General features: G+C 68.3%; 12 protein-coding genes. 8 read left to right on the top strand and 4 right to left on the bottom strand.

The window, feature by feature from the left end; all coding sequences use genetic code 11:
- Positions 1-31 precede the first annotated feature (31 nt).
- The 3 genes from pbpC (at position 32) to ACLD0W_RS13505 (ending at position 3764) form a co-directional block, all read left to right on the top strand.
- On the top strand, positions 32-2338 hold the full coding sequence (gene pbpC / locus ACLD0W_RS13515; RefSeq protein WP_410308006.1) for a penicillin-binding protein 1C: 2307 nt from the start codon (positions 32-34) through the stop codon (positions 2336-2338).
- Between the two features lie 129 nt (positions 2339-2467).
- A complete protein-coding gene (locus ACLD0W_RS13510; protein ID WP_410308005.1) occupies positions 2468-2989 on the top strand; it encodes a lipocalin family protein in 522 nt (173 codons plus the stop codon).
- Between the two features lie 133 nt (positions 2990-3122).
- Positions 3123-3764 (top strand): SDR family oxidoreductase, encoded by a 642-nt coding sequence (locus tag ACLD0W_RS13505; RefSeq protein WP_410308004.1) that lies wholly within the window; start codon positions 3123-3125, stop codon positions 3762-3764.
- 48 nt (positions 3765-3812) lie between these two features.
- Here the strand turns inward: ACLD0W_RS13505 and ACLD0W_RS13500 are convergent, their stop codons facing one another.
- Positions 3813-5426: a BCCT family transporter gene (locus ACLD0W_RS13500; protein ID WP_410308003.1), complete on the bottom strand. Its 1614-nt coding sequence runs from the start codon at positions 5424-5426 to the stop codon at positions 3813-3815.
- A gap of 172 nt (positions 5427-5598) precedes the next feature.
- On the opposite strand from ACLD0W_RS13500, the gene ACLD0W_RS13495 reads away from it, so the two are divergent.
- On the top strand, positions 5599-7515 hold the full coding sequence (locus ACLD0W_RS13495; RefSeq protein ID WP_410308002.1) for a PHB depolymerase family esterase: 1917 nt from the start codon (positions 5599-5601) through the stop codon (positions 7513-7515).
- A gap of 233 nt (positions 7516-7748) precedes the next feature.
- Entirely contained in the window at positions 7749-8438 is a 690-nt protein-coding gene (locus ACLD0W_RS13490; RefSeq protein WP_410308001.1) for a TetR/AcrR family transcriptional regulator, read from the top strand.
- Between the two features lie 12 nt (positions 8439-8450).
- On the opposite strand, the gene ACLD0W_RS13485 is transcribed toward ACLD0W_RS13490, so the two are convergent.
- The gene (locus tag ACLD0W_RS13485) at positions 8451-9833 is read right to left on the bottom strand and encodes a succinylglutamate desuccinylase/aspartoacylase family protein (protein ID WP_410308000.1); all 1383 of its coding nucleotides are present in this window, start codon (positions 9831-9833) and stop codon (positions 8451-8453) included.
- Positions 9834-9873: 40 nt separating this feature from the next.
- Positions 9874-11805 (bottom strand): ATP-binding cassette domain-containing protein, encoded by a 1932-nt coding sequence (locus ACLD0W_RS13480; RefSeq protein ID WP_410307999.1) that lies wholly within the window; start codon positions 11803-11805, stop codon positions 9874-9876.
- A 214-nt stretch (positions 11806-12019) separates the two neighbouring features.
- On the opposite strand from ACLD0W_RS13480, the gene ACLD0W_RS13475 reads away from it, so the two are divergent.
- From ACLD0W_RS13475 to ACLD0W_RS13465, 3 genes are read left to right on the top strand one after another with little or no spacing between them, the layout of a single operon-like run.
- Positions 12020-13039: a phospholipase gene (locus tag ACLD0W_RS13475; RefSeq protein WP_410307998.1), complete on the top strand. Its 1020-nt coding sequence runs from the start codon at positions 12020-12022 to the stop codon at positions 13037-13039.
- Between the two features lie 12 nt (positions 13040-13051).
- Positions 13052-14356 carry a peptidyl-prolyl cis-trans isomerase gene (locus ACLD0W_RS13470; protein WP_410307997.1) on the top strand — a complete coding sequence of 435 codons (1305 nt, stop codon included), beginning with the start codon at positions 13052-13054 and terminating at the stop codon, positions 14354-14356.
- Complete coding sequence (locus ACLD0W_RS13465) at positions 14353-14976, top strand: hypothetical protein (RefSeq protein ID WP_410307996.1); 624 nt, start codon at positions 14353-14355, stop codon at positions 14974-14976. The genes ACLD0W_RS13470 and ACLD0W_RS13465 overlap by 4 nt, the downstream gene beginning before the upstream one ends.
- Positions 14977-14989: 13 nt before the next feature.
- Here the strand turns inward: ACLD0W_RS13465 and mscK are convergent, their stop codons facing one another.
- Positions 14990-18421 carry a mechanosensitive channel MscK gene (mscK, locus tag ACLD0W_RS13460; protein WP_410307995.1) on the bottom strand — a complete coding sequence of 1144 codons (3432 nt, stop codon included), beginning with the start codon at positions 18419-18421 and terminating at the stop codon, positions 14990-14992.
- Between the last annotated feature and the right edge of the window lie 50 nt (positions 18422-18471).

Here is an 18471-nt window from a genome sequence, read left to right as displayed (position 1 = left end):
CGTGAGCCGGCGGCGGCCGGCGCGGAGGGCCTTGGCGGCGGTCGGGCTGGCCCTGGCGATGCCGGTGCTGGCGGTCCTGGCCGCGCTGCAGTGGGCGCCGCTGCCGGCGTCGCTGCACCAGCAGCCCTATGCCACCTTGATGCTGGACCGCCAGGGGCGCCCCCTGGCGGCGCGCATCGCCGCCGATCAGCAATGGCGGTTCGCCCCGGTGGAGCGCCTGCCGGACAAATACCGGCGCGCTCTGATCACCTTCGAGGACCGGCGCTTTTACGCCCACCCGGGGGTCGATCCGCTGGCCATCGCCCGCGCCGCCGTGGCCAACGCCCGCGCCGGCCGGGTGGTCAGCGGCGGCTCCACCCTGACCATGCAGCTGGCCCGGCTGCTCCGTGACGACCCGCCCCGTACCCTGGCGGAAAAGGCCCGGGAAGCGCTGCTGGCGCTGCAACTGGAATGGCACCTGAGCAAGGACGATATCCTGGTGGAGTACGCCAGCCGGGCGCCGTTCGGCGGCAACACGGTGGGGCTGCGGGCCGCCGCCTGGCGCTATTTTCAGCGCCCGCCGGAGGCCCTCAGCTGGGCCGAGGCGGCGTTGCTGGCGGTGCTGCCCAACAGCCCGGCGCTGATCCACCCGGGCCGCGACCGGGCGCGGCTGCGCGCCAAGCGGGACCGGCTGCTGGAGGTGCTGCGGCGGCGCGGTGACCTGGATGGCGCCGATCTGCGGCTGGCCAAACTGGAGCCGCTGCCCCGCGTCCACGAGCTGCCGTCCCTGGCGCCGCGCCTGCTGGATACGCTCAGCGCCGGCGGCGGCGATCCATTGCTGCGCACCACCCTGGACGCGGACCTGCAGCGCCGGGTGCGCGAGCTGGCCGACCGCCACGGCCGGCGCCTGGGCCGCCAGGGCGTGCACAACCTGGCGGTGGTGGTGATCGACCACCGGGATCTGGAAACCCGCGCCTACCTGGGCAATGTGCAGCACGGCGACGCCGACACCTACGGCGCCGCCGTGGACATCGCCGGCCGGCCGCGCTCCACCGGCAGTGTGCTCAAGCCGTTGCTCTACGGCCTGGCGCTGGACGCCGGCGTGATCCTGCCCGACACCCTGATTCCCGATTTGCCCACCAACTACGGCGGCTACAGCCCGGAGAATTTCGACCGGGAATTCCGCGGCGCGGTGCCCGCCCACGAGGCCCTGGCCCGCTCCCTGAACGTGCCGGCGGTGCGCCTGCTGCGCCGCTACGGGGTGGGGCGTTTCCACGATCAATTGCGCGAGCTGGGCATGACCACCCTGTTCCGGCCCGCCGACGACTACGGCCTGACCCTGGTACTGGGCGGCGCCGAGGGCACCCTGGAGGAACTCACCGCCATCTATGCCCGGCTGATCGCCACCGCCCGGGACGGCCAGGCGGCGCCGGTGACCCGGCTGGCCGGGGCGACGCCGGTGGCGGCGCCGTTCCCGATCAGCCCCGGCGCCGCCTGGCTGACCCTGGACGCCCTGCGCGACGTGGCCCGTCCGGGCACCGCGCGGCAATGGCGGCTGTACCGTTCCAGCCAGCCGATCGCCTGGAAAACCGGCACCAGCTACGGCCTGCGCGACGCCTGGGCGATCGGCAGCAACGGCCGCTACACGGTGGGCGTCTGGGCCGGCAACGGCAACGGCGAACCGGCGCCGCACCTGGGTGGCGCCGACACCGCCGCGCCGTTGATGCTGGACGTGTTCAGCCTGCTTGGGCCGGCGCCCTTTCCCGAGCCGCCGCTCAACGACCTCAAGCGGGTGCGGGTATGCGCCGACGACGGCTACCTGGCCGGCGGCCGCTGCCCGGCGAAAACCGCCCTGGCGCCCCTGCACAGCCACTTCCAGACGGTAACGCCGCACCACCGCCGGGTGCACCTGGACCGCAACGGCCAGCGCGTGCACGGCGGCTGCCAAGCGGTGGCCGGCATGGCCAGCCGCAACTGGTTCGTGCTGCCCCCGGCCCAGGCCTGGTTCTATCGCCAGCGCCACCCGGACTACCGGCCCCTGCCGGCCTGGCGCTCGGACTGCCTGGCCGGAGCCCGGGCTCTGGACCCGTCGCCGCCGATGGCGATTCTCTACCCCCACGCCGGCGCCGGCCTCTACATCCCCCGGGAACTGGGCGGCCAGCGTGGCCAGGCGGTGTTCCGGGTGGTTCACGAACGGGACGGCGCACGCCTGTTCTGGCACTTGGATGACCGCTACCTGGGCGTCACCGAACACTTCCACCAATGGGCGATCCGCGCTGAACCGGGCTGGCACACCCTGACCCTGGTGGACGACCACGGTTTCCGCCTCCAGCGCCGCTTCAAGGTGCTCGGCGACTGAAGCCGCTCCTACGGACAGTGGGGTGGGCAAGGGCAGGGGGCTTTCACGCGCCATTGGCCGGCCAGCGGTCACGCTTGCGGTGGCGATGCTTCGCGTCCCGGGAATGTACCTTTTGCCAGGAGAGCCTCCATGCGTTTTGCCCTGATCGGAACCCTTGCCCTGCTGATGGCGGCCTGCCAAAGCCAGCCGGAACACCCGCCCATTCGCACCGTGGAAAATCTGGACCTGGATCGTTTCATGGGCGACTGGTACGTGATCGCCAATATTCCCACCCCGCCGGAGAAGGACGCCCACAACGCGGTGGAAAGTTATGAACGGCTGGGGCCGAACAAGGTGGGGGTCACCTTTACCTTCAACGAAGGCGGCTTCGACGGTGAGCGCGAAAAAATGACCCCTACCGGCTTCGTCAGCGACCACAGCAACGCGGTCTGGAAGATGCAGTTCTTCTGGCCCCTGCGCGCGGATTACCGGGTGGTGTACGTGGACGATCAGTACCAGACCACCCTCATCGGCCGGCAGAAACGGGACTACCTGTGGATCATGGCCCGCGACCCGAATCCGGACGAGGCCACCCTGCGCCGGCTCTACGACATCGCCGCCGACGCTGGCTACGACACCAGCAAGATTCAGCGCGTCCCGCAGAGATGGTGAGGCAGCTGCAAGCTACAAGCTTCAAGCCGCAGGCAGGTCCGTGGGCCGGTCGGCATGTAGCGTGTAGCTTGCAGCCCGCACCTTGCGGCCCTAGGGTGGAAATCTGTCCTTATCGACCCTTAGGAGAGCTTCCATGCGTATTCTGATCGCCGGGGCCAACGGCAAAATCGGCCGGCATCTGGTGCGGTTGCTCGGTGAGAGCGACCATATCTGCCGGGCCATGGTGCGCGACCCGTCCCAGGAATGGGAGCTGCGTCGGCTGGGCGCCGATGAGGTGGTGGTGGCGGATCTGGAAGGCGATTGCCGGGCGGCGCTGATCACCTGCGACGCGGCGGTATTCACCGCCGGGTCCGGGGCCCACACCGGGCCGGAGAAGACCGTGGACGTGGACCAGAACGGCGCCATCAATCTGATCGACCTGGCCGGGGAAATGGGCGTGCCCCGTTTCGTGATCGTCAGTTCCATGCGCGCCGACGACCCGGACAGCGGCCCGGAAAAAATGCGCCATTACTTCGTCGCCAAGCAGAACGCGGACAATCACCTGCGCGCCAGCGGCCTCAACTACACCATCGTGCGCCCGGGCAAGCTCACCGATGAAGCGGGCACCGGCAAGGTACGGCTGGCGGAGCGCATCGATCAGTTCGGCGAGATTCCCCGCCAGGATGTGGCGGCGGTGCTGCGGGCGGTGCTCGACCGTCCGGGCGCCAGCAAGCGGGAGTTCGACCTGATCAGCGGCGACACCGCCATCGATCAGGCGGTGGCGTCGCTGGATTAGACCGGCCTCGGATGATCGCGGTGGCGCCACCGCGATCGCACCTGGCGCTCAACGGCGCTTGACCGCCATGCGGCGGCGGATGCGCTGCTCGGTGGGCAGATCGGTGAAGTCGTCGGCCTCGAACAGGTCGGCGCCCACCGGCGTTTCCTCGTTGCGGTGGTAGAGCTCCAACAGCATGGCGCGGCGGTCGTCGCGCAGCTCCCGGTACAGCACCCCCATCATCAGAAACAGCACGATGGCGAACGGCAGGGCGGCGACCAGACTGCCGGACTGCAGCCCCTTGAGGCCGCTGGCCACGATCAGCGTGATGCAGATCGCCGAGATCAGCACGCCCCAGGTAAGCCGCTTGTAGAGCGGCGGATTCAGAGAACCCTGGTCGGTCATCTGCGAGACGATGTAGGAGGCGGAGTCCGCCGAGGTAACCAGGAACACGAACAGAATCACCATGGTGACGCCGGACAGCGCCTCGGTGAACGGCAACTCCTGGTACATCAGAAACAGGCCGGTGGCCACGTCGTCGCTGACCGCGCCGGCCAGATCGGCGCCGCCGTTGAGCTGCAGATCCAGGGCGGTGGTGCCGAACACGGCGATCCAGGCGCAGGCCAGCAGCGGCGGCACCAGCAGCACCCCGAGCACGTATTCGGTGATGGTGCGGCCTCGGGAAATGCGCGCCACGAAGGTGCCCACGAACGGCGACCAGGCGATCACCCAGGCCCAGTAGAACAGGGTGAATTTGTTCATCCAGTCCGACTTTTCGAACGGCGGAATGGTCAGCGCCATGTCGATGAAGTTACCCAGGTAGGCGCCCAGGCCGTTGACGAAATTCTTCAGGATCAGCACCGTCGGCCCGCTGAACAGCATGTAGGCCATGAAGCCGAGACAGAGGGCCATATTGAAGTTGCTGAGCCAGCGGATGCCCTTGTCCAGGCCGCTGTAGGACGAGGCGGTGTAGCACAGGAACATGGCGCCCAGAATCGCCGCCTTGGTCCAGAAATTGTCCGGCCAGTCGAACACCGTGTGCAGGCCGCCGTTCATCTGCAGCACGCCGAGCCCCAGGGAGGTGGCCACGCCCATCACCGTGGCGACCACCGCCAGCACGTCCAGGGAATCGGAAATCAACCGGCGCTGTGGCAGTTCCTTGATGGCCGGCTCCACCATGGTGGACACCAGCCCGGGCCGGTCCTTGCGGAACTGGAAGAAGGCGATGATCAGCCCCACCAGACTGAACGCCGCCCACTGGCTCAGGCCCCAATGGAAGAAGCTGTACTGCATCGCCACCTCGGCGGCCCGGGCGGTGCCGGGCTCGGCCAGCCGGTGGGGCGGCTCCATCAAATGCTGGATCGGCTCGGCCATGCCATAGAACACCAGCCCCACGCCGAACCCCGCCGACAGCAGCATGCTCAACCAGGAAAACACCCCGTACTCCGGACTGCAGTCCTGGGGCCCGAGCCGGATCTTGCCGTAGCGGCTCACCGCCAGCACCAGCAGGAACACCACGAACACGAAGGTGCTGATCAGATAAAACCAGCCGAAGTAATGGCCCAGCTCATCAAGCAGGGTCTCCGCCACGCTGCGGAAACGTTGAGGAACGGTGGCGCCGATGATCACCAGCGCGCCCACGAAGGTAGCGGAGAGGGTGAAGACCCGGTGTTTTCTTAGCATCGGCTCAGGCTACCAGCCCGCGCCGGTGGCGCCACCCCGATTGTGCGTTTGTTCAAAGATTATACATTTCGACACCCTGCCAAGGGTGGACCCGGGATATTCAACGGTTGTAGAGTTTTTATTCATCGGCCGATGAATATCAAAAAAACAATGCATAATCAGGAGAACCACCATGATCAAGACGGCCCTCGGTGCCCTCGCGGGTACCCTGCTGCTGCTGGCGGGTCCGGTCCAGGCCGGTAGCTGGCAGGACAACCTCTCCCTGGGCGGCTTCAACAACGTCCACCTCTACACCCCCGACACCGATTCAGCGGTGGGCGCCGGCAAGGCGCTGCTGATCGTCCTGCACGGCTGCACCCAGTCGATCAACGCCTACAAGACCGCCAACCTGGAAGTGGCCGCCGAGGAATACGGCATGGTGGTGGCGGTGCCGGACGCCATGAACAAGGCCGGCTTCAGCTGCTGGTCCTACTGGCAGGGCACCAAGTCGCGCGGCGCCGGCGACTACAAAAACCTGATCGACCTGGCCAACGAGCTGTCCGGCGACGCCGCCCGGGGCATTGACCCCAACCAGGTCTACATCGCCGGCCTGTCGTCCGGCGCCAGTTTCGCCAACACCACCGCCTGCCTGGCCCCGGACGTGTTCGCCGGTGTCGGCGTCAGCGCCGGGCCCAGCGTCGGCACCAGCTCCAGCGGCGCCATCGGCGTCTGTGAGCAGGCCAACGTGGAAAGCCGTTGCCGCAACCTGGGCGGCGCCTACCAGAGCGCCTTCGACACCCAGGTGGCGTCCATCGCCCACGGCGACGCGGACACCACCGTGGACACCTGCTACAACCGCCAGAACGCGGAAGGCATGGCCGGCCTCTATGGCGTCAGCGAGCTGCCCGGCAGCACCGTGATCAGCCAGGACGGCGGCAGCGCCGAGGAATTCCTGTGGCAGGACGGCCGCGTCTCCATGCTGTGGCTCAACGGCCTGGACCACTCCTGGTCCGGCGGCCAGGGCGCCAGCGGCAACTACATCGGCAGCGCCAGCATCAACTACGCCCGCTACCTGGGTGAATTCTTCAGCCAGAACAACGCCCGGGTGAACCGCAACCTGCCGCCCAGCGTCGACGGCCTGACCCTGGCCGCCAACGGCGACGCCATCCAGATCAGCGGCCAGGCCGCCGACGAGGACGGCACCGTCACCGCCATCACCATCGTTATCGAAGGCCTGGCCGGCGGCGGCGACACCCTGACCACCAGCGTGGGCGGCGGCGGCGCCTTCCAGACCACCAGCGGCAGCCTGGCGGACGACCTCTACACCGTGGCGGTCACCGCCGAGGACAATGACGGCGGCGAAAGCGCCCCGGCCATCGACACCGTACGGGTGGGCCCGGCGCCGCCGCCCAGCGCCCCGGTGCTCAGCGACATTGCGGTGAGCGTGGACGGCCAGTGCGCCACGGTCAGCGGCCAGGTGGTGGATCAGAACCAGGATCTGGCCTCGGTCACCGTCACCTTCGCCAGCGGCGCCATCGCCGCCGACCTGGACGGCGTGCACTACAGCGCCCGTGCCTGCGACCTGCCCGGCGGCGCCAACAGCGCCAGCGTGGAAGCCCTGGACCAGGGCGGCCTCGCCGACAGCGACCAGATCGCCTTCCAGATCGACGCCGGCCAGGTGGCCACCCTGGACCAGCACATCAGCGCCGGCCGCCTGGACTACACCAACTACGCCAACTGCTACCTGGAATACGGCACCGCCACCTTCAAACTCACCGAGCATTCCACCAGCGGCGACCAATGCCAATGGCAGGACGACGACGCCAGCTGCACCGGCCCGATCCAGGCCTGCACCGGCGGTGGCAATGATGATGGAGGGAACGACGGCGGCGACAATGGCGGCGGCGACCCGCAACCGGGCTGCCAGCAGGAAAGCGCCTACAACTACTACCACAAGACCGCCGGCCGCGCGTACAGCACCGGCAACTACCTGGCCCCGGACTACTTCGCCCAGGGCAGCGACCAACCCATGGCCGGCTCCACCTGGGGCATGACCACCCTGTACAGCACCAACGGCGGCGCCCTCTGGCAGGTCGGCACCTGCCCCTGACCCACCATCCCTCCGCGCGTCGCGTCACCCGCGCGCGGAGGATCACCGCCAAGCGGTTCCGGGTCAGGCCCTTCCGGGACCCTTGAGAACAGGACGTTCGAAAGGGAGCCCCCAGGGACGGGTTCACGGCGTTCCCGGAAGGGCCTGACCCGGAACCGCGCCCCTGCTGGAGGGTCCTGACAAGCCAAACGCCACTGCTTGTTGTCCCAGCGGCGCTTGCGTACTATCCGCGCATGACGAAAAAGACCGTGGGCCGCCCCCGGGCCCGCGCCGGCGAAGGCGATCGCGGCGCCACCATTCTCGATGTGTCCGAACGTTTGTTCGCCCGCCACGGCTACGACGGCGTCACCCTGCGCACCATCGCCCGCGAAGCCGGCATCGACGTGGCCCTGATCAACTACTACTTCGGCCCCAAACAGCAACTCTTCGACACCGTCTTCCAACGCCGCGCCCGCGTTCTCAACGACGACCGCCTGGAAGAACTCAACCGTGCCCGCGCCGAGGCCGAGCCCGACCCGGTGCCCCTGGAACGCATCATCGAAGCCTACCTGCGGCCCCTGGAAATGGCCCAGGAAAGCGAGGACCAGGGCTGGCGCAACTACTGCGCGCTGCTCGCCTACGTGAACACCTCCCCGGTATGGGGCCCGGTGCTGATGAGCCGCCACTTCGACGCCCCCATGGACGCCTTCGTGGAAGCCCTGTCACGGGCCCTGCCGCACTGCGACCGGGGCGACCTCTACTGGTGCTACCACTTCATGTCCGGCTCCATGACGCTGACCTTCGCCAACACCGGCCGCATCAACGCCATGTCCGGCGGCCTGTGCCGCTCCGACGACTTCCAGACCGCCTACGACCGAATGATCCCGTTCGTGGTGGCCGGCTTCGAGCGGGTGTGCGGGCCGCTCAAAACCGGGCGCGGCTGAAGCGGGACGCCGCTATTCGGTATCGCCATCCGGGCGGTCCGGTTCCTCCGCCGGTTTGCTTTCGTCGCCGCCCGCTTCCGGGGCGCTCCGTTCCTGGGCCTGCTCCGCCTTGGCTTCCACTTCCTCGGCGCTCTTCTCCTCGCCGATCCGGTAGGCCGCGAAGCCGGCATGCACCACCTGGTTCACCGCCATGCCCAGCACCCGTCCGTCGTAGGGGGCGATGATGGCGCTGCCAGTGTTGCTGATCGGGTCGGTGACGGTGCCGAGAATCTGGCCCTTCTTCACTTGCTCGTTGAGCTCCACCTCGGACAGCAGAATCCCGCCCTGGCTGGCGCGAATCCACTCGGACTCATAGAACACCGGCTGCGGCGCGCCCCAGAAGCGGCTCGCCTTGCGCATGTCCAGGTTCTCCAGCAAGGTCTCCAGCGCCTGCACGCCGTAGTCCACCGCGTCGTCCTCCAGCCGGTTGGGGCCGCCGGCCTCCATGGTCACCGCCACGATGCCTTCGTCCACGGCGGCGGCGCGCAGCATGCCGCTGGAAGAGGGGCTGTGCAGCACGGTCATGCCGCCGAAGTGCTTGGCGAACGCCACCACCTGGGGGTTCTCCAGGTCGGCGCGCAGCTGCGGCTGGTTGACGCGCTTCTGGGAGCCAGTGTGCAGATCCACCAGGTAATCACAGTGGCGCACGATGTTCTCGAACAGGGACCAGGCCACCCGGCTGGCGGCGCTGCCGTTCTTGCGGCCGGGGAAATAGCGGTTCAGGTCGCGCCGGTCGCTCAGGTACCGGGACCCGTTGCGGAAGCCGTCCAGGTTGACGATGGGCACGCCCACCACGGTGCCGGCCAGCTCGTCCGGTTCCAGCTCGTACATCAGCCGCCGCACCATCTCGATGCCGTTCAGCTCGTCGCCGTGGACCGCGGCGGTGAGGCACAGATGGGGGCCGGGGCGGGTGCCGTGGGCCACCAGCACCGGCACCGGCGTGGCGATGGAGCGGAACGACTGGTCCGGGGTCCAGTAGAGGGTATCGAAGGTACCCACCGGCACGGTCTTGCCGAGCAGTTCCAGCGGCGCCACCGGGTCCGGGGCGGCGGGGGCCCCGGTGTCGTCGGGCGGGGTGCCGGTGTCGCCGGTCTCTTCCCGGGCGGTCTCGTCGTTGGCGGGCGGGGTGTCCCCGGTCGGGACATCGGCGGGGGCGGTCTCCGCGCCGGCGTCGTCCGCCGGCTGGTCGGAGGCCGCCGGCGGGCCATCCGGATCTTCCGGGCGCGGCGCCGCCTGGTCGGCGCTGGCCGGGGCGGTATGGCGGCCGTCCTCGTCCTCACGTTCGTTGGCGGCCAGGGGCGAGGCCAGGGCCACCAGGGCCAGGGCGATCAGGGTCCGGTTGAGAGTGGGTGTCACGAAACGCGTCCTCCTCGTCGGCCCGGGATCGCCGGGCCGGTCATGACGGCCTCTGGTCGAGTTCCTCCCAGCGGCCATAGTGGTCGTTCAAGGTCTGTTCCAGCGTTTGCAGTTCACGCTGGGCGGTGGCGATGTCCTCCGCCGGGCCCTTGTAGAAGTCCGGGGCCGCCAGCCGGTTTTGCACCGCGTCCAGTTCCGTCTCCAGGGCTTCGATCTTCTCCGGCAGCGCTTTCAGCTCCAGCTGCTCCTTATAGGTCAGCTTACGCGCAGCGGCGCCCGTCGGCCCGTCGGCGGCCACGCTTTTTACCTTGGTTTCGGTTTGCGTGGTGTCGGTTTTGGCGCCATCAACGCCGCCTTTGACGTCGCGCTCGCGGGCGGGTTCCGGGCGCTGGCGCAGCCAGTCCTGATAACCGCCCACATAGCTGTTGGGATCGCCGTCGCCCTCGAACACCAGGGTGGAGGTCACCACATTGTCGATGAACTCCCGGTCGTGGCTGACCAGCAGCAGGGTGCCCTGGTAGTTCACCAGCTGCTCTTCCAGCAACTCCAGGGTTTCCACGTCCAGGTCGTTGGTCGGTTCGTCCAGCACCAGCAGGTTGAACGGCTTGCTGAACAGCTTGGCCAGCAGCAGCCGGTTGCGCTCGCCGCCGGACAGGGAGCGCACCGGCTGCCGGGCCCGGGCCGGTTCGAACAGGAAGTCCTGCAAATAGCCCATGACGTGCTTCTTGCGGCCGTTGATCTCCACCACATCGGAGCCTTCCGCCAGGTTGTCGAGCACGCTTTTGTCGCCGTCCAGGGTGTCACGCAGCTGGTCGAAGTAAGCCACCTGCAGCTGGGTGCCGGTCTTCACGGTGCCCTGGTCCGGGGGCAGCCGGCCCAGCAGCAGCCGGATCAGGGTGGACTTGCCGCAGCCGTTGGGGCCGAGCACGCCGATGCGGTCACCGCGCATCACGGTCAGGGAAAAGTCGCGCAGAATCCGTTTGCCGCCCACCTGGCAGGCCAGGTGCTCGACCTCGATCACCACCTTGCCGGAGCTGTCGCCCTGCTGGATTTCCAGGCCGGCGGTGCCTTGCCGGTTGCGGCGCTGGGCGTACTGGTCACGCAGGCTCTTGAGGGCGCGCACGCGGCCCTCGTTGCGGGTGCGCCGGGCCTTGATGCCCTGGCGGATCCAGCGTTCCTCCTGGCTGAGCTTCTTATCGAACTCGGCGTTGGCCCGCTCCTCGTTCTCCAGGGCGGCCTGCTTGCCGGCCAGGTACTTGTCGTAATCGCCGGGCCAACTGGTCAGCTTGCCCCGGTCCAGCTCGATGATGCGGGTGGCCAGGGCGCGGATAAAGGCGCGGTCGTGGGAGATGAACACCAGGGTGGCGGGGTAGCCCTTCAGAAAGGTTTCCAGCCAGCGGATGCTGTCCAGGTCCAGGTGGTTGGTGGGCTCATCGAGCAGCAGGATGTCCGGTTCGCGCACCAGTGCCCGGGCCAGCAGCACCCGCCGCTTCATGCCACCGGACAGGCCGGCGAAGCCGGCGCCGCCGTCCAGATTGAGTTTCGAGAGCACCGTCTCCACCCGGTTGAACAGCTGCCAGGCGCCGTGGGTTTCGATGCGTTCGCTGAGTGCCTCGAAGCGCGGCATGGCGTCGTCGTCGCCGGCGGCCAGGGCGCGGGTCAGGCGCTCGTGCTCGTTGAGCAGTTCGCCCAGTTCGCCCAGGCCGCCGGCCACCATTTCATGCACGCTGTGGTCCTGATCGTCGGGCACTTCCTGTTCCAGGCGCGCCACGGTCAGTTCCCGGGCGGTTTCGATCTGCCCGTCGTCGGCCTGCTGTTCGCCGGTGAGCACCTTGAACAGGGTGGACTTGCCGGTGCCGTTGCGCCCCACCAGGCACAGTCGTTCGCCGGGTTCGATGGCCAGGTTCACCTGGTCGAGCAGGGGCTGCTCGCCGTAATGGAGATCGAGATCGCGTAGGGTAATCAGAGGCATGAAGAAAGCGGGTCGTGGTAGCCGGGAAGGCGCCCAGTGTACACCCGCAGGGGCCGGGCGAGCAGCCCCGCGCGTACCCCCGGGCCGGGGACCGGGGCGTATTTAATGTCCGTGGAAGTGGCGGATGTCGTGGATAAACAATTGAAGCGACCTCGGAAATGTTTCTGTATAGGACGGACATACCAAAAAAACGAAACATCCCAGGGAGGGAGTCATGAAACGGATCCTTATCGGCTTGCTGGTCTCCACGGTGCTGTGCCCCGCCGCCCAGGCGTTCAAACAGGAAACCCATCGGCGTCTGGTGGAGGACGCGGTCACCTACATGCAGAACCATCCCACCACCACCGGCTACGCGGACCTGCAGGCGGTGGCCGCCGCCGGCGGTTACACCGTGGCCCAGTTCGCCCAGGTGCTGGGGCAGAGCGCCTACGACGTGGATGACTTCCAGGACACCTACTTCTGCGGCGCCGTCACCGGCGACTGCGTCTACGCGCCGGTGTTCAATGCCGGTGCCTCTCTGGTGAACTACACCTCGTACTGGCATTTCCAGAACCACACCCAGGGCCCGGACGTGCACGGCAACGACCTGGGCGGCTACAACTATGAGCTGCTCACCGTGTGGGGCGACATCGACAACCTGGCCGCCACCTGGCTGGTGGGCGATTACATGGACGACGGCCCCGGCGGCATGACCGGCTGGTGGTCCAGCGACGATTCCGAATACAACACCTACGGCATCACCGAGGCCAACTACCGCCAGGGCACCACCTCCACCAAGTCCATGTACGACGACTTCGAGGAGATGCCGTTCCAGCCCCTGGATAACCTGGCCCAGTACTGGTACGACCAGTTCCTGGCCAATCCCACCGCCCAGAGCCTGGGCTATGCCCTGCACGCCACCGACGTGGTGCAGCCGCACCATGTGTGGACCACCTCGGCGCTCAACCACAGCGGCTGGGAAGGCTGGGTGGCCGACTACTACGACAGCGAGGACCTCAACGACGACACCCTGGTGACCCAGGCCCTGAGCGCCTTCACGCCCCTGGCGCCCAGCGCCACCGACATCCGTCCGCTGCTCACCGAGGGCGGCCAGATCGCCTACGCCAACGGCGCCCTGGTGCTGTCCAGCACCGACCACGTCGATCGGGTGCAGGTGGCGCGGGTGGTGGTGCCCCATGCGATTGCCATGGTGGTGCACCTGCTCGGCCACGCCAGCGCGCAAGTCACCGACTGAGCGGAGCCCGAGATGAAAGGCGCATGGATGGCCCTGATTCTGGGCGCGGCCTGCCTGTGGACGGCGCCGGTGGCGGCCACGCCGACCGACCCGGCGACGGTGGCACGGGTGGACGGCAAGGCTATTTCCCGCCAGGTGCTGGCGGTGTTCGTGGCCGCCGCCCGGGTGCACGAACCGGACATCGACGAGCGGCGGGTGCTGGAAAACCTGGTGGACGTGCACCTGATGGGCGAATGGTTCCGGGAGGTGTACGCGGCGAACACACCGCCCTCTCGGGTGGGCTATGACCGGGCCGCCCTGGCGCGCCGGGATCTGGCGGCCCTGACCCGGGTGGCCTGGCGGGAAGGCCTGGCGGAGACCCTGGCCGCCTGGGAGTGGCCGTCCCCGCTGCGCGCCCTGAGCGCGCCGCCGCGTCTGGACGACCCGGCCCTGGCGGCGATCCTCACCCCGCAGCCGGGCCTGCGGTTGGGCTTCGACGCCGCGCAACAGGCGGCGGCGGAGCAATGGGTGTTGGCCCGCTACCGCTTTCCCGGCGCGGCGCCGCGCACCCTGACCCTGGCGCGGCTCTACCGGGCCCAGAACGTGGCCCTGAAAACCCGTTTCCACAATCTGGACCGGGCGGCCATGAACGGCGCCGTGGAGGACTATGTGCGGCGTGCCTTCGTGCTGGACTGGTTCGAACGGCGGGCGCCGCTCAGTGACGCCGACCGGGCCTGGATCCGCCAGTTGGTGCTGGACCGCCAGGACCAGCGCGCGCTGCTGCTGGCACTGGGCCTGAGCGACGACCCCCATGACGACAATCCGCTGCTGGCCGAGGTGGCGGCGGCGATCCCGGCCCGGGAGATCCGGCGCTATTACCAGTATCACCGCGATCAGTTCGTGCGCGTGGAGAAGGTGCGCGCCGCGCGGCTGTGGCTGCCGACCCCGGCCCTGGCGGAGGACGCCCGTCGCCGGCTGCTGGACGGCGCCACCCTGGAGACCCTGGTGGCCGCCTATGGGGAGCGTGACGGCGTGCGCTATCAGGCGCCGGCCTGGCTGGCCCGGGACAGTGACGAGAACGCCTGGCTCACCGGCTTCGCCTTCGCGCAGACGCCGGGCCTGACCGCGCCGCCGATCCGCGCCCCCGGCGGGCCGGACCGCTGGGTGGTGGTGCGCGTGGAAGAGCGGGTCGAGGACTATCAGGCGGCGGACAGCGAGAGCGTGCGCTACCAGGCGTCCCGAGCGCTGGCGCGCACCCGCCTGCGGCAGCATCTGGAGACCGGGCTGGCGCGCCGCCAGAACGCCGCCGCCGTGCGCTTTTATCCGGAGGCCCCGTGAAAGGCATGCTGCTGATGGGCCTGGTGCTGGCCACGCTGGCCGCCGGTGCCGGCTGGTGGCCGGCCCCGCCGCCGGAGGCGCGGCCCCCGGCCGGCGTGGACCGGGTCGCCGGGGACGATCCCGAGCCGGCGGCGAGCGCGCGTCCGTCGGCGGCGAGGTGGGTCGCGGAGGACGGCGCCGCGCGCCGCCAACCGGAACCACCGGCACCCGCCGGAACACCGCCACCGGTGGCCGCCGGCGCGCCCCGGGTGGCGCCGGCGGCGGCCGCCTCCCTGGCCCGGGCCCGCCGGGACGGGGACCCGCGCACGCCGCCCCTGGCGCCGGCCCGGGAGGCGCGTACGCCGCCGCCGCCGGAGGTGCTCGACGATCCGCTGCGCTACCGGCGTTATGAGCAGGGCGAACAGATGGCGGTGTACGCCTCCTTTCTGGCCGCTTCGCAGCGCAAGATCCGGGAACTGGAAACGCTGGTGGCCCGGGGGGAACGGGAGGGCCTGCCGGCGGCGCAACTGGCGGAGGGGCGGCGCAAACTGGAAGGCTTGAAGGCGCGCCGGCGGGAGCTCGGAGAGCGTTACCCGGAACTGGCGCCGCCGTCACCGCAGGCGCCGGACGGGGCGCGCTGACACGGCACCGCCGTCAGTCGTCCTCGCCGGTGCCCTTGGGGCGCGGCTTGCCGTCCGCGCCCGGCTCGTCGTTATCGTGTTCCTCGTTATCGTTATAGTGGCCGCGGGTATTGCCGTAGTGGCCGCGCACATCCCCTTTGCCGCGCTTCGGCGGCGTCGGTTGGTCGTCGCCGTCCACGCCGGCGATGCGCACATCGTCGGTGGTGGAGCGCAGGTGCACGTCGATCTGGTTGAAGGCGATTTCCACGCCCCGTTCCCGGCACGCCTTGTCGATGGCCCGGTTCAGCTCGTCGGTGGCGAACAGAATGTCGCCGATCTCGCCGAGATAAACCCGCAGCTCGTGGTCCAGGGTGCTGGCGCCGAACGCCATGAACAGAATCAGCGGTTCGGGATCGCGCAGTACCCGCCGATTGTCCTTGGCCACCTGCACCAGCAGGTCGTGGCAGGTCTGCAGGTCGGAGCCGTAGGCGAAGCCCACTTTCAGGGTCAGGCGGGTAACGGTGTCGCTGAGGGTCCAGTTGATCAGCCGTTCGGTGACGAACACCTTGTTGGGAACGATGATCTCCTTGCGCTCGAAGTCGATGATTGTGGTGGCGCGGATGCGGATACGGCTGACGGTGCCGGACAGATTGCCGATGGTGATCACGTCGCCGATGCGGATCGGCCGCTCGAACAGAATGATGATGCCGGAAATGAAGTTGGCGAAGATTTCCTGCAGACCGAAGCCCAGCCCCACGCCCAGCGCCGCCACCAGCCACTGCATCTTGCTCCAGGACAGCCCCAGGGAACCCAGCGCCACCATCACGCCGACCACGATCACCAGGTAGGAGAGCAGGGTGGTGACCGCGTAGCTGGAGCCCTGGCGCAGGTTCATGCGTGACAGGAACAAGACCTCCAGCAGGCCGGGCAGGTTGGCCACCAGCATGAAGGTACCGATGCCGATGGCCAGCGAGGTGATCACGTCGCCCAGGCTGATCGGCGTGTTGGTGGCGTTCAGGCCGCTGCCTTCGGTGCTCTGCCAGAGCACGATGTTGTCGGTGTAGGAAAAGGCGTTGATGACGTCCGCCCAGACCCAGTACAGCAGCACGCCGAACAGGCCCAGCACCGCCAGCCGGATCAGCCGCAGGGATTGCTGGTTGACCTGTTGCAGGTCCAGCTGCGGCTCCTCCACCTCCACGCCTTCCACGTTTTCCTTGGGTTCCGCTTCGCGCTCCGCCACCGCTCGTTTATAGGCCAGACGCTGGGCGGCCACCGCCAGACCGCGCACGGCGGTGGCATCCAGCAGCAGCCACAGCAGCGACAGATAAAAGGTATCGATCATGCGCCCGGACAGGCGCACGGCGGTGAAGTAGTAGCCGATCACGATCAGCGCCACCAGCACCAGCGGCACCCCGCAACACAGCATCACCGCGCCGCCCTTCACCGCCTTGGAATAGCGGTGGGCCTGGTAGGCCAGGGCGGCGCGGCTGAGGGTGGCGCTGATGATCAGCAGACACCCGATCATCATCACCAGGCCGATACGATCATTACTGAGCTGGGCCGGCCACTCCTCGCCGAAGGCGATCACCAGGGTCATCGGCACCATCGCCAGGCCCACCACCAGCAACCGCCGACGCAGCACCAGATTGGCGTCGGCGCTCCAGCGGAAATGCCGCTGGGCGATGCCGTCCCGGGCCAGCAGCCGGTAGCACAGCTCGAACACCAGCCACAGCAGCGCGATCTTGGCCAGGGCGGCGCCCAGCACCGTGCTCAGGGTGCCTGGCTGCGCCCACAGACCCCAGCCCAGCAGGCTCAGCACCAGCGGCACCGGCGCGGCGAGCAGGGTGGTATAGATAATGGCCAGCGGCGTGTGCCGCTGGCTGTCGCGTTTGAGAAAACCGATGTCACCGTTGAGCGCGCGGATACGCGCGCGCAACTTGCGGCGCCACAGCCACAGCAGGCCGGCCAGCAACAGCGGCGCGAACAGCCAGGGCCATTTGCCTTTCACCAGATTGGCGGCGTCGCCGCCCATGCGTTGCCAGGGGATATCCTTCAGCTCCTGCAGGGCCTGGGCCGGAAAGTCCTGGATCCAGGACGGCAGCGGCTGGGTACTCGGCATCCAGAAGGTTTGTTCGGAAATGGTGTCGTGCAGATCCTCGGTGATGCGCTGCAACTGCTGCTGGGAAAGATTCAGACGCACCAGCACATTGAGCTTGCGGCCCAGTTCCTGGTCCAGTTGATTGAGCAGTTCCAGGCGCGCGTCGCGCAGGCGGGCGAGGGCGCCGCGCAGCTGCCGGCGCTGGTCCTCGTCAAGCTCATCGGCCTGATCGAGCTCCGGCTTTTCGGTTTCCAGGGTCTGTATCGACTGGCGGATATCGAACTGGGCCAGGCGCGTGTCACTGATCAGCTTGTCCAGGCCGGGGCGCGGCTTGTACTCGGGCAGACTTTTCTGTTGTTCGTACAGAATGCGCGACAGCAGCAGGCTGCCGTCGAGCATGCGGATCTGGTCGTTGACGGTGCTCGACAGGGAGCGGGCGCGGTCCAGCCGGGTTTCCGCGTTGATCACCTCGCGGATCAGCTCGTTGACGTCGTTGCTGGTGGTCTTGAGCTGGTCACGCAGGCCATCGTTGCGCTGGCGCGCTTCTTCCAGCCGTGGGTGGTCGGCCAGGCTGGCGGGCAGGTCCGGGGCGTCCTCGTCGATCTCCGCGTTCAGGGATTCGTCGCGCCGTTCGTTGATCATCGGCTGCAGCACATCGAGGCGCGCCTGGATCACCGCTTCTTCCGCTTCCAGCACCCGTTTGCGCAACCGCGACAGCTCTTCCAGGGCGCTGGCCACGGCCAGCTCCTGATTGCGCAGTTGGATGCGCGTGTCCAGGGTGGTGAGTTCGGTCTGCAGCTTGGTGCGTTCCGCATCGCCCAGACTCTCGTCCCGGCGATTAAGGGTCTGGCGGATTTCGTCCATGCGCGACAGGCTGTCGCTGATGGTGGTCTGGGCCCGCTCCGGCAGCGTCTGGGCGCGGGTCAGTTCACTGCTGACCTGGGCCAGGGTTTGCTGGTTTTCCTCCAGCGCATCCAGTTGCCCGGTGAGCTCGTTGGCAAGGGCCGCCAGGGACAGATCACTGTAACGCTGGCGCCAGTCCTGCTGCTGTTCGCGGCGGGCGCTTTCCAGCTTCTTTTGCAGTTGGTTGCGCTGTTGCGGGGCCTGATTCTTCTGCTTCTTCAGGTCCTCGATGCGCTCGCGGTTGGTGTCGATCTCCTGGCGCAGGGCCAGGGTTTGTTCCAGGATTTCCCGGTGTTCGTCATTGCCGTCGGCGGCGGCCTCACTGTTGCCGGCCTGATCACCGCCGCCGCCGGCCAGTTGTTTTTCCAGATCGCCGATGCCGGGCAGGGTGAAGCTCCCGGCCGTCTGGGCCTGGCCTTGCCCCGCCACGCACAGCAGCGTCACTAGCAGCAGTCGAATCCACACCGGTGTATCGCCTTCCGTTTCCCTCGCAGGGAGAGAGCTTAGCAGGCCGC

Origin of the sequence: Alloalcanivorax sp. C16-1, assembly GCF_046507805.1 — a bacterium.
Classification (GTDB): Bacteria; Pseudomonadota; Gammaproteobacteria; order Pseudomonadales; family Alcanivoracaceae; genus Alloalcanivorax.
This window is presented reverse-complemented; position numbering and strand designations above follow the sequence as displayed.

Bases quoted from the DNA above. Each gene is read 5' to 3' on its own strand.
- ACLD0W_RS13500 (WP_410308003.1), bottom strand. From the start codon at position 5,426: ATGCTAAGAAAACACCGGGTCTTCACCCTCTCCGCTACCTTCGTGGGC.
- ACLD0W_RS13505 (WP_410308004.1), top strand. From the start codon at position 3,123: ATGCGTATTCTGATCGCCGGGGCCAACGGCAAAATCGGCCGGCATCTG.
- ACLD0W_RS13495 (WP_410308002.1), top strand. From the start codon at position 5,599: ATGATCAAGACGGCCCTCGGTGCCCTCGCGGGTACCCTGCTGCTGCTG.
- ACLD0W_RS13480 (WP_410307999.1), bottom strand. From the start codon at position 11,805: ATGCCTCTGATTACCCTACGCGATCTCGATCTCCATTACGGCGAGCAG.
- ACLD0W_RS13490 (WP_410308001.1), top strand. From the start codon at position 7,749: ATGACGAAAAAGACCGTGGGCCGCCCCCGGGCCCGCGCCGGCGAAGGC.
- ACLD0W_RS13470 (WP_410307997.1), top strand. From the start codon at position 13,052: ATGAAAGGCGCATGGATGGCCCTGATTCTGGGCGCGGCCTGCCTGTGG.
- ACLD0W_RS13510 (WP_410308005.1), top strand. From the start codon at position 2,468: ATGCGTTTTGCCCTGATCGGAACCCTTGCCCTGCTGATGGCGGCCTGC.
- ACLD0W_RS13475 (WP_410307998.1), top strand. From the start codon at position 12,020: ATGAAACGGATCCTTATCGGCTTGCTGGTCTCCACGGTGCTGTGCCCC.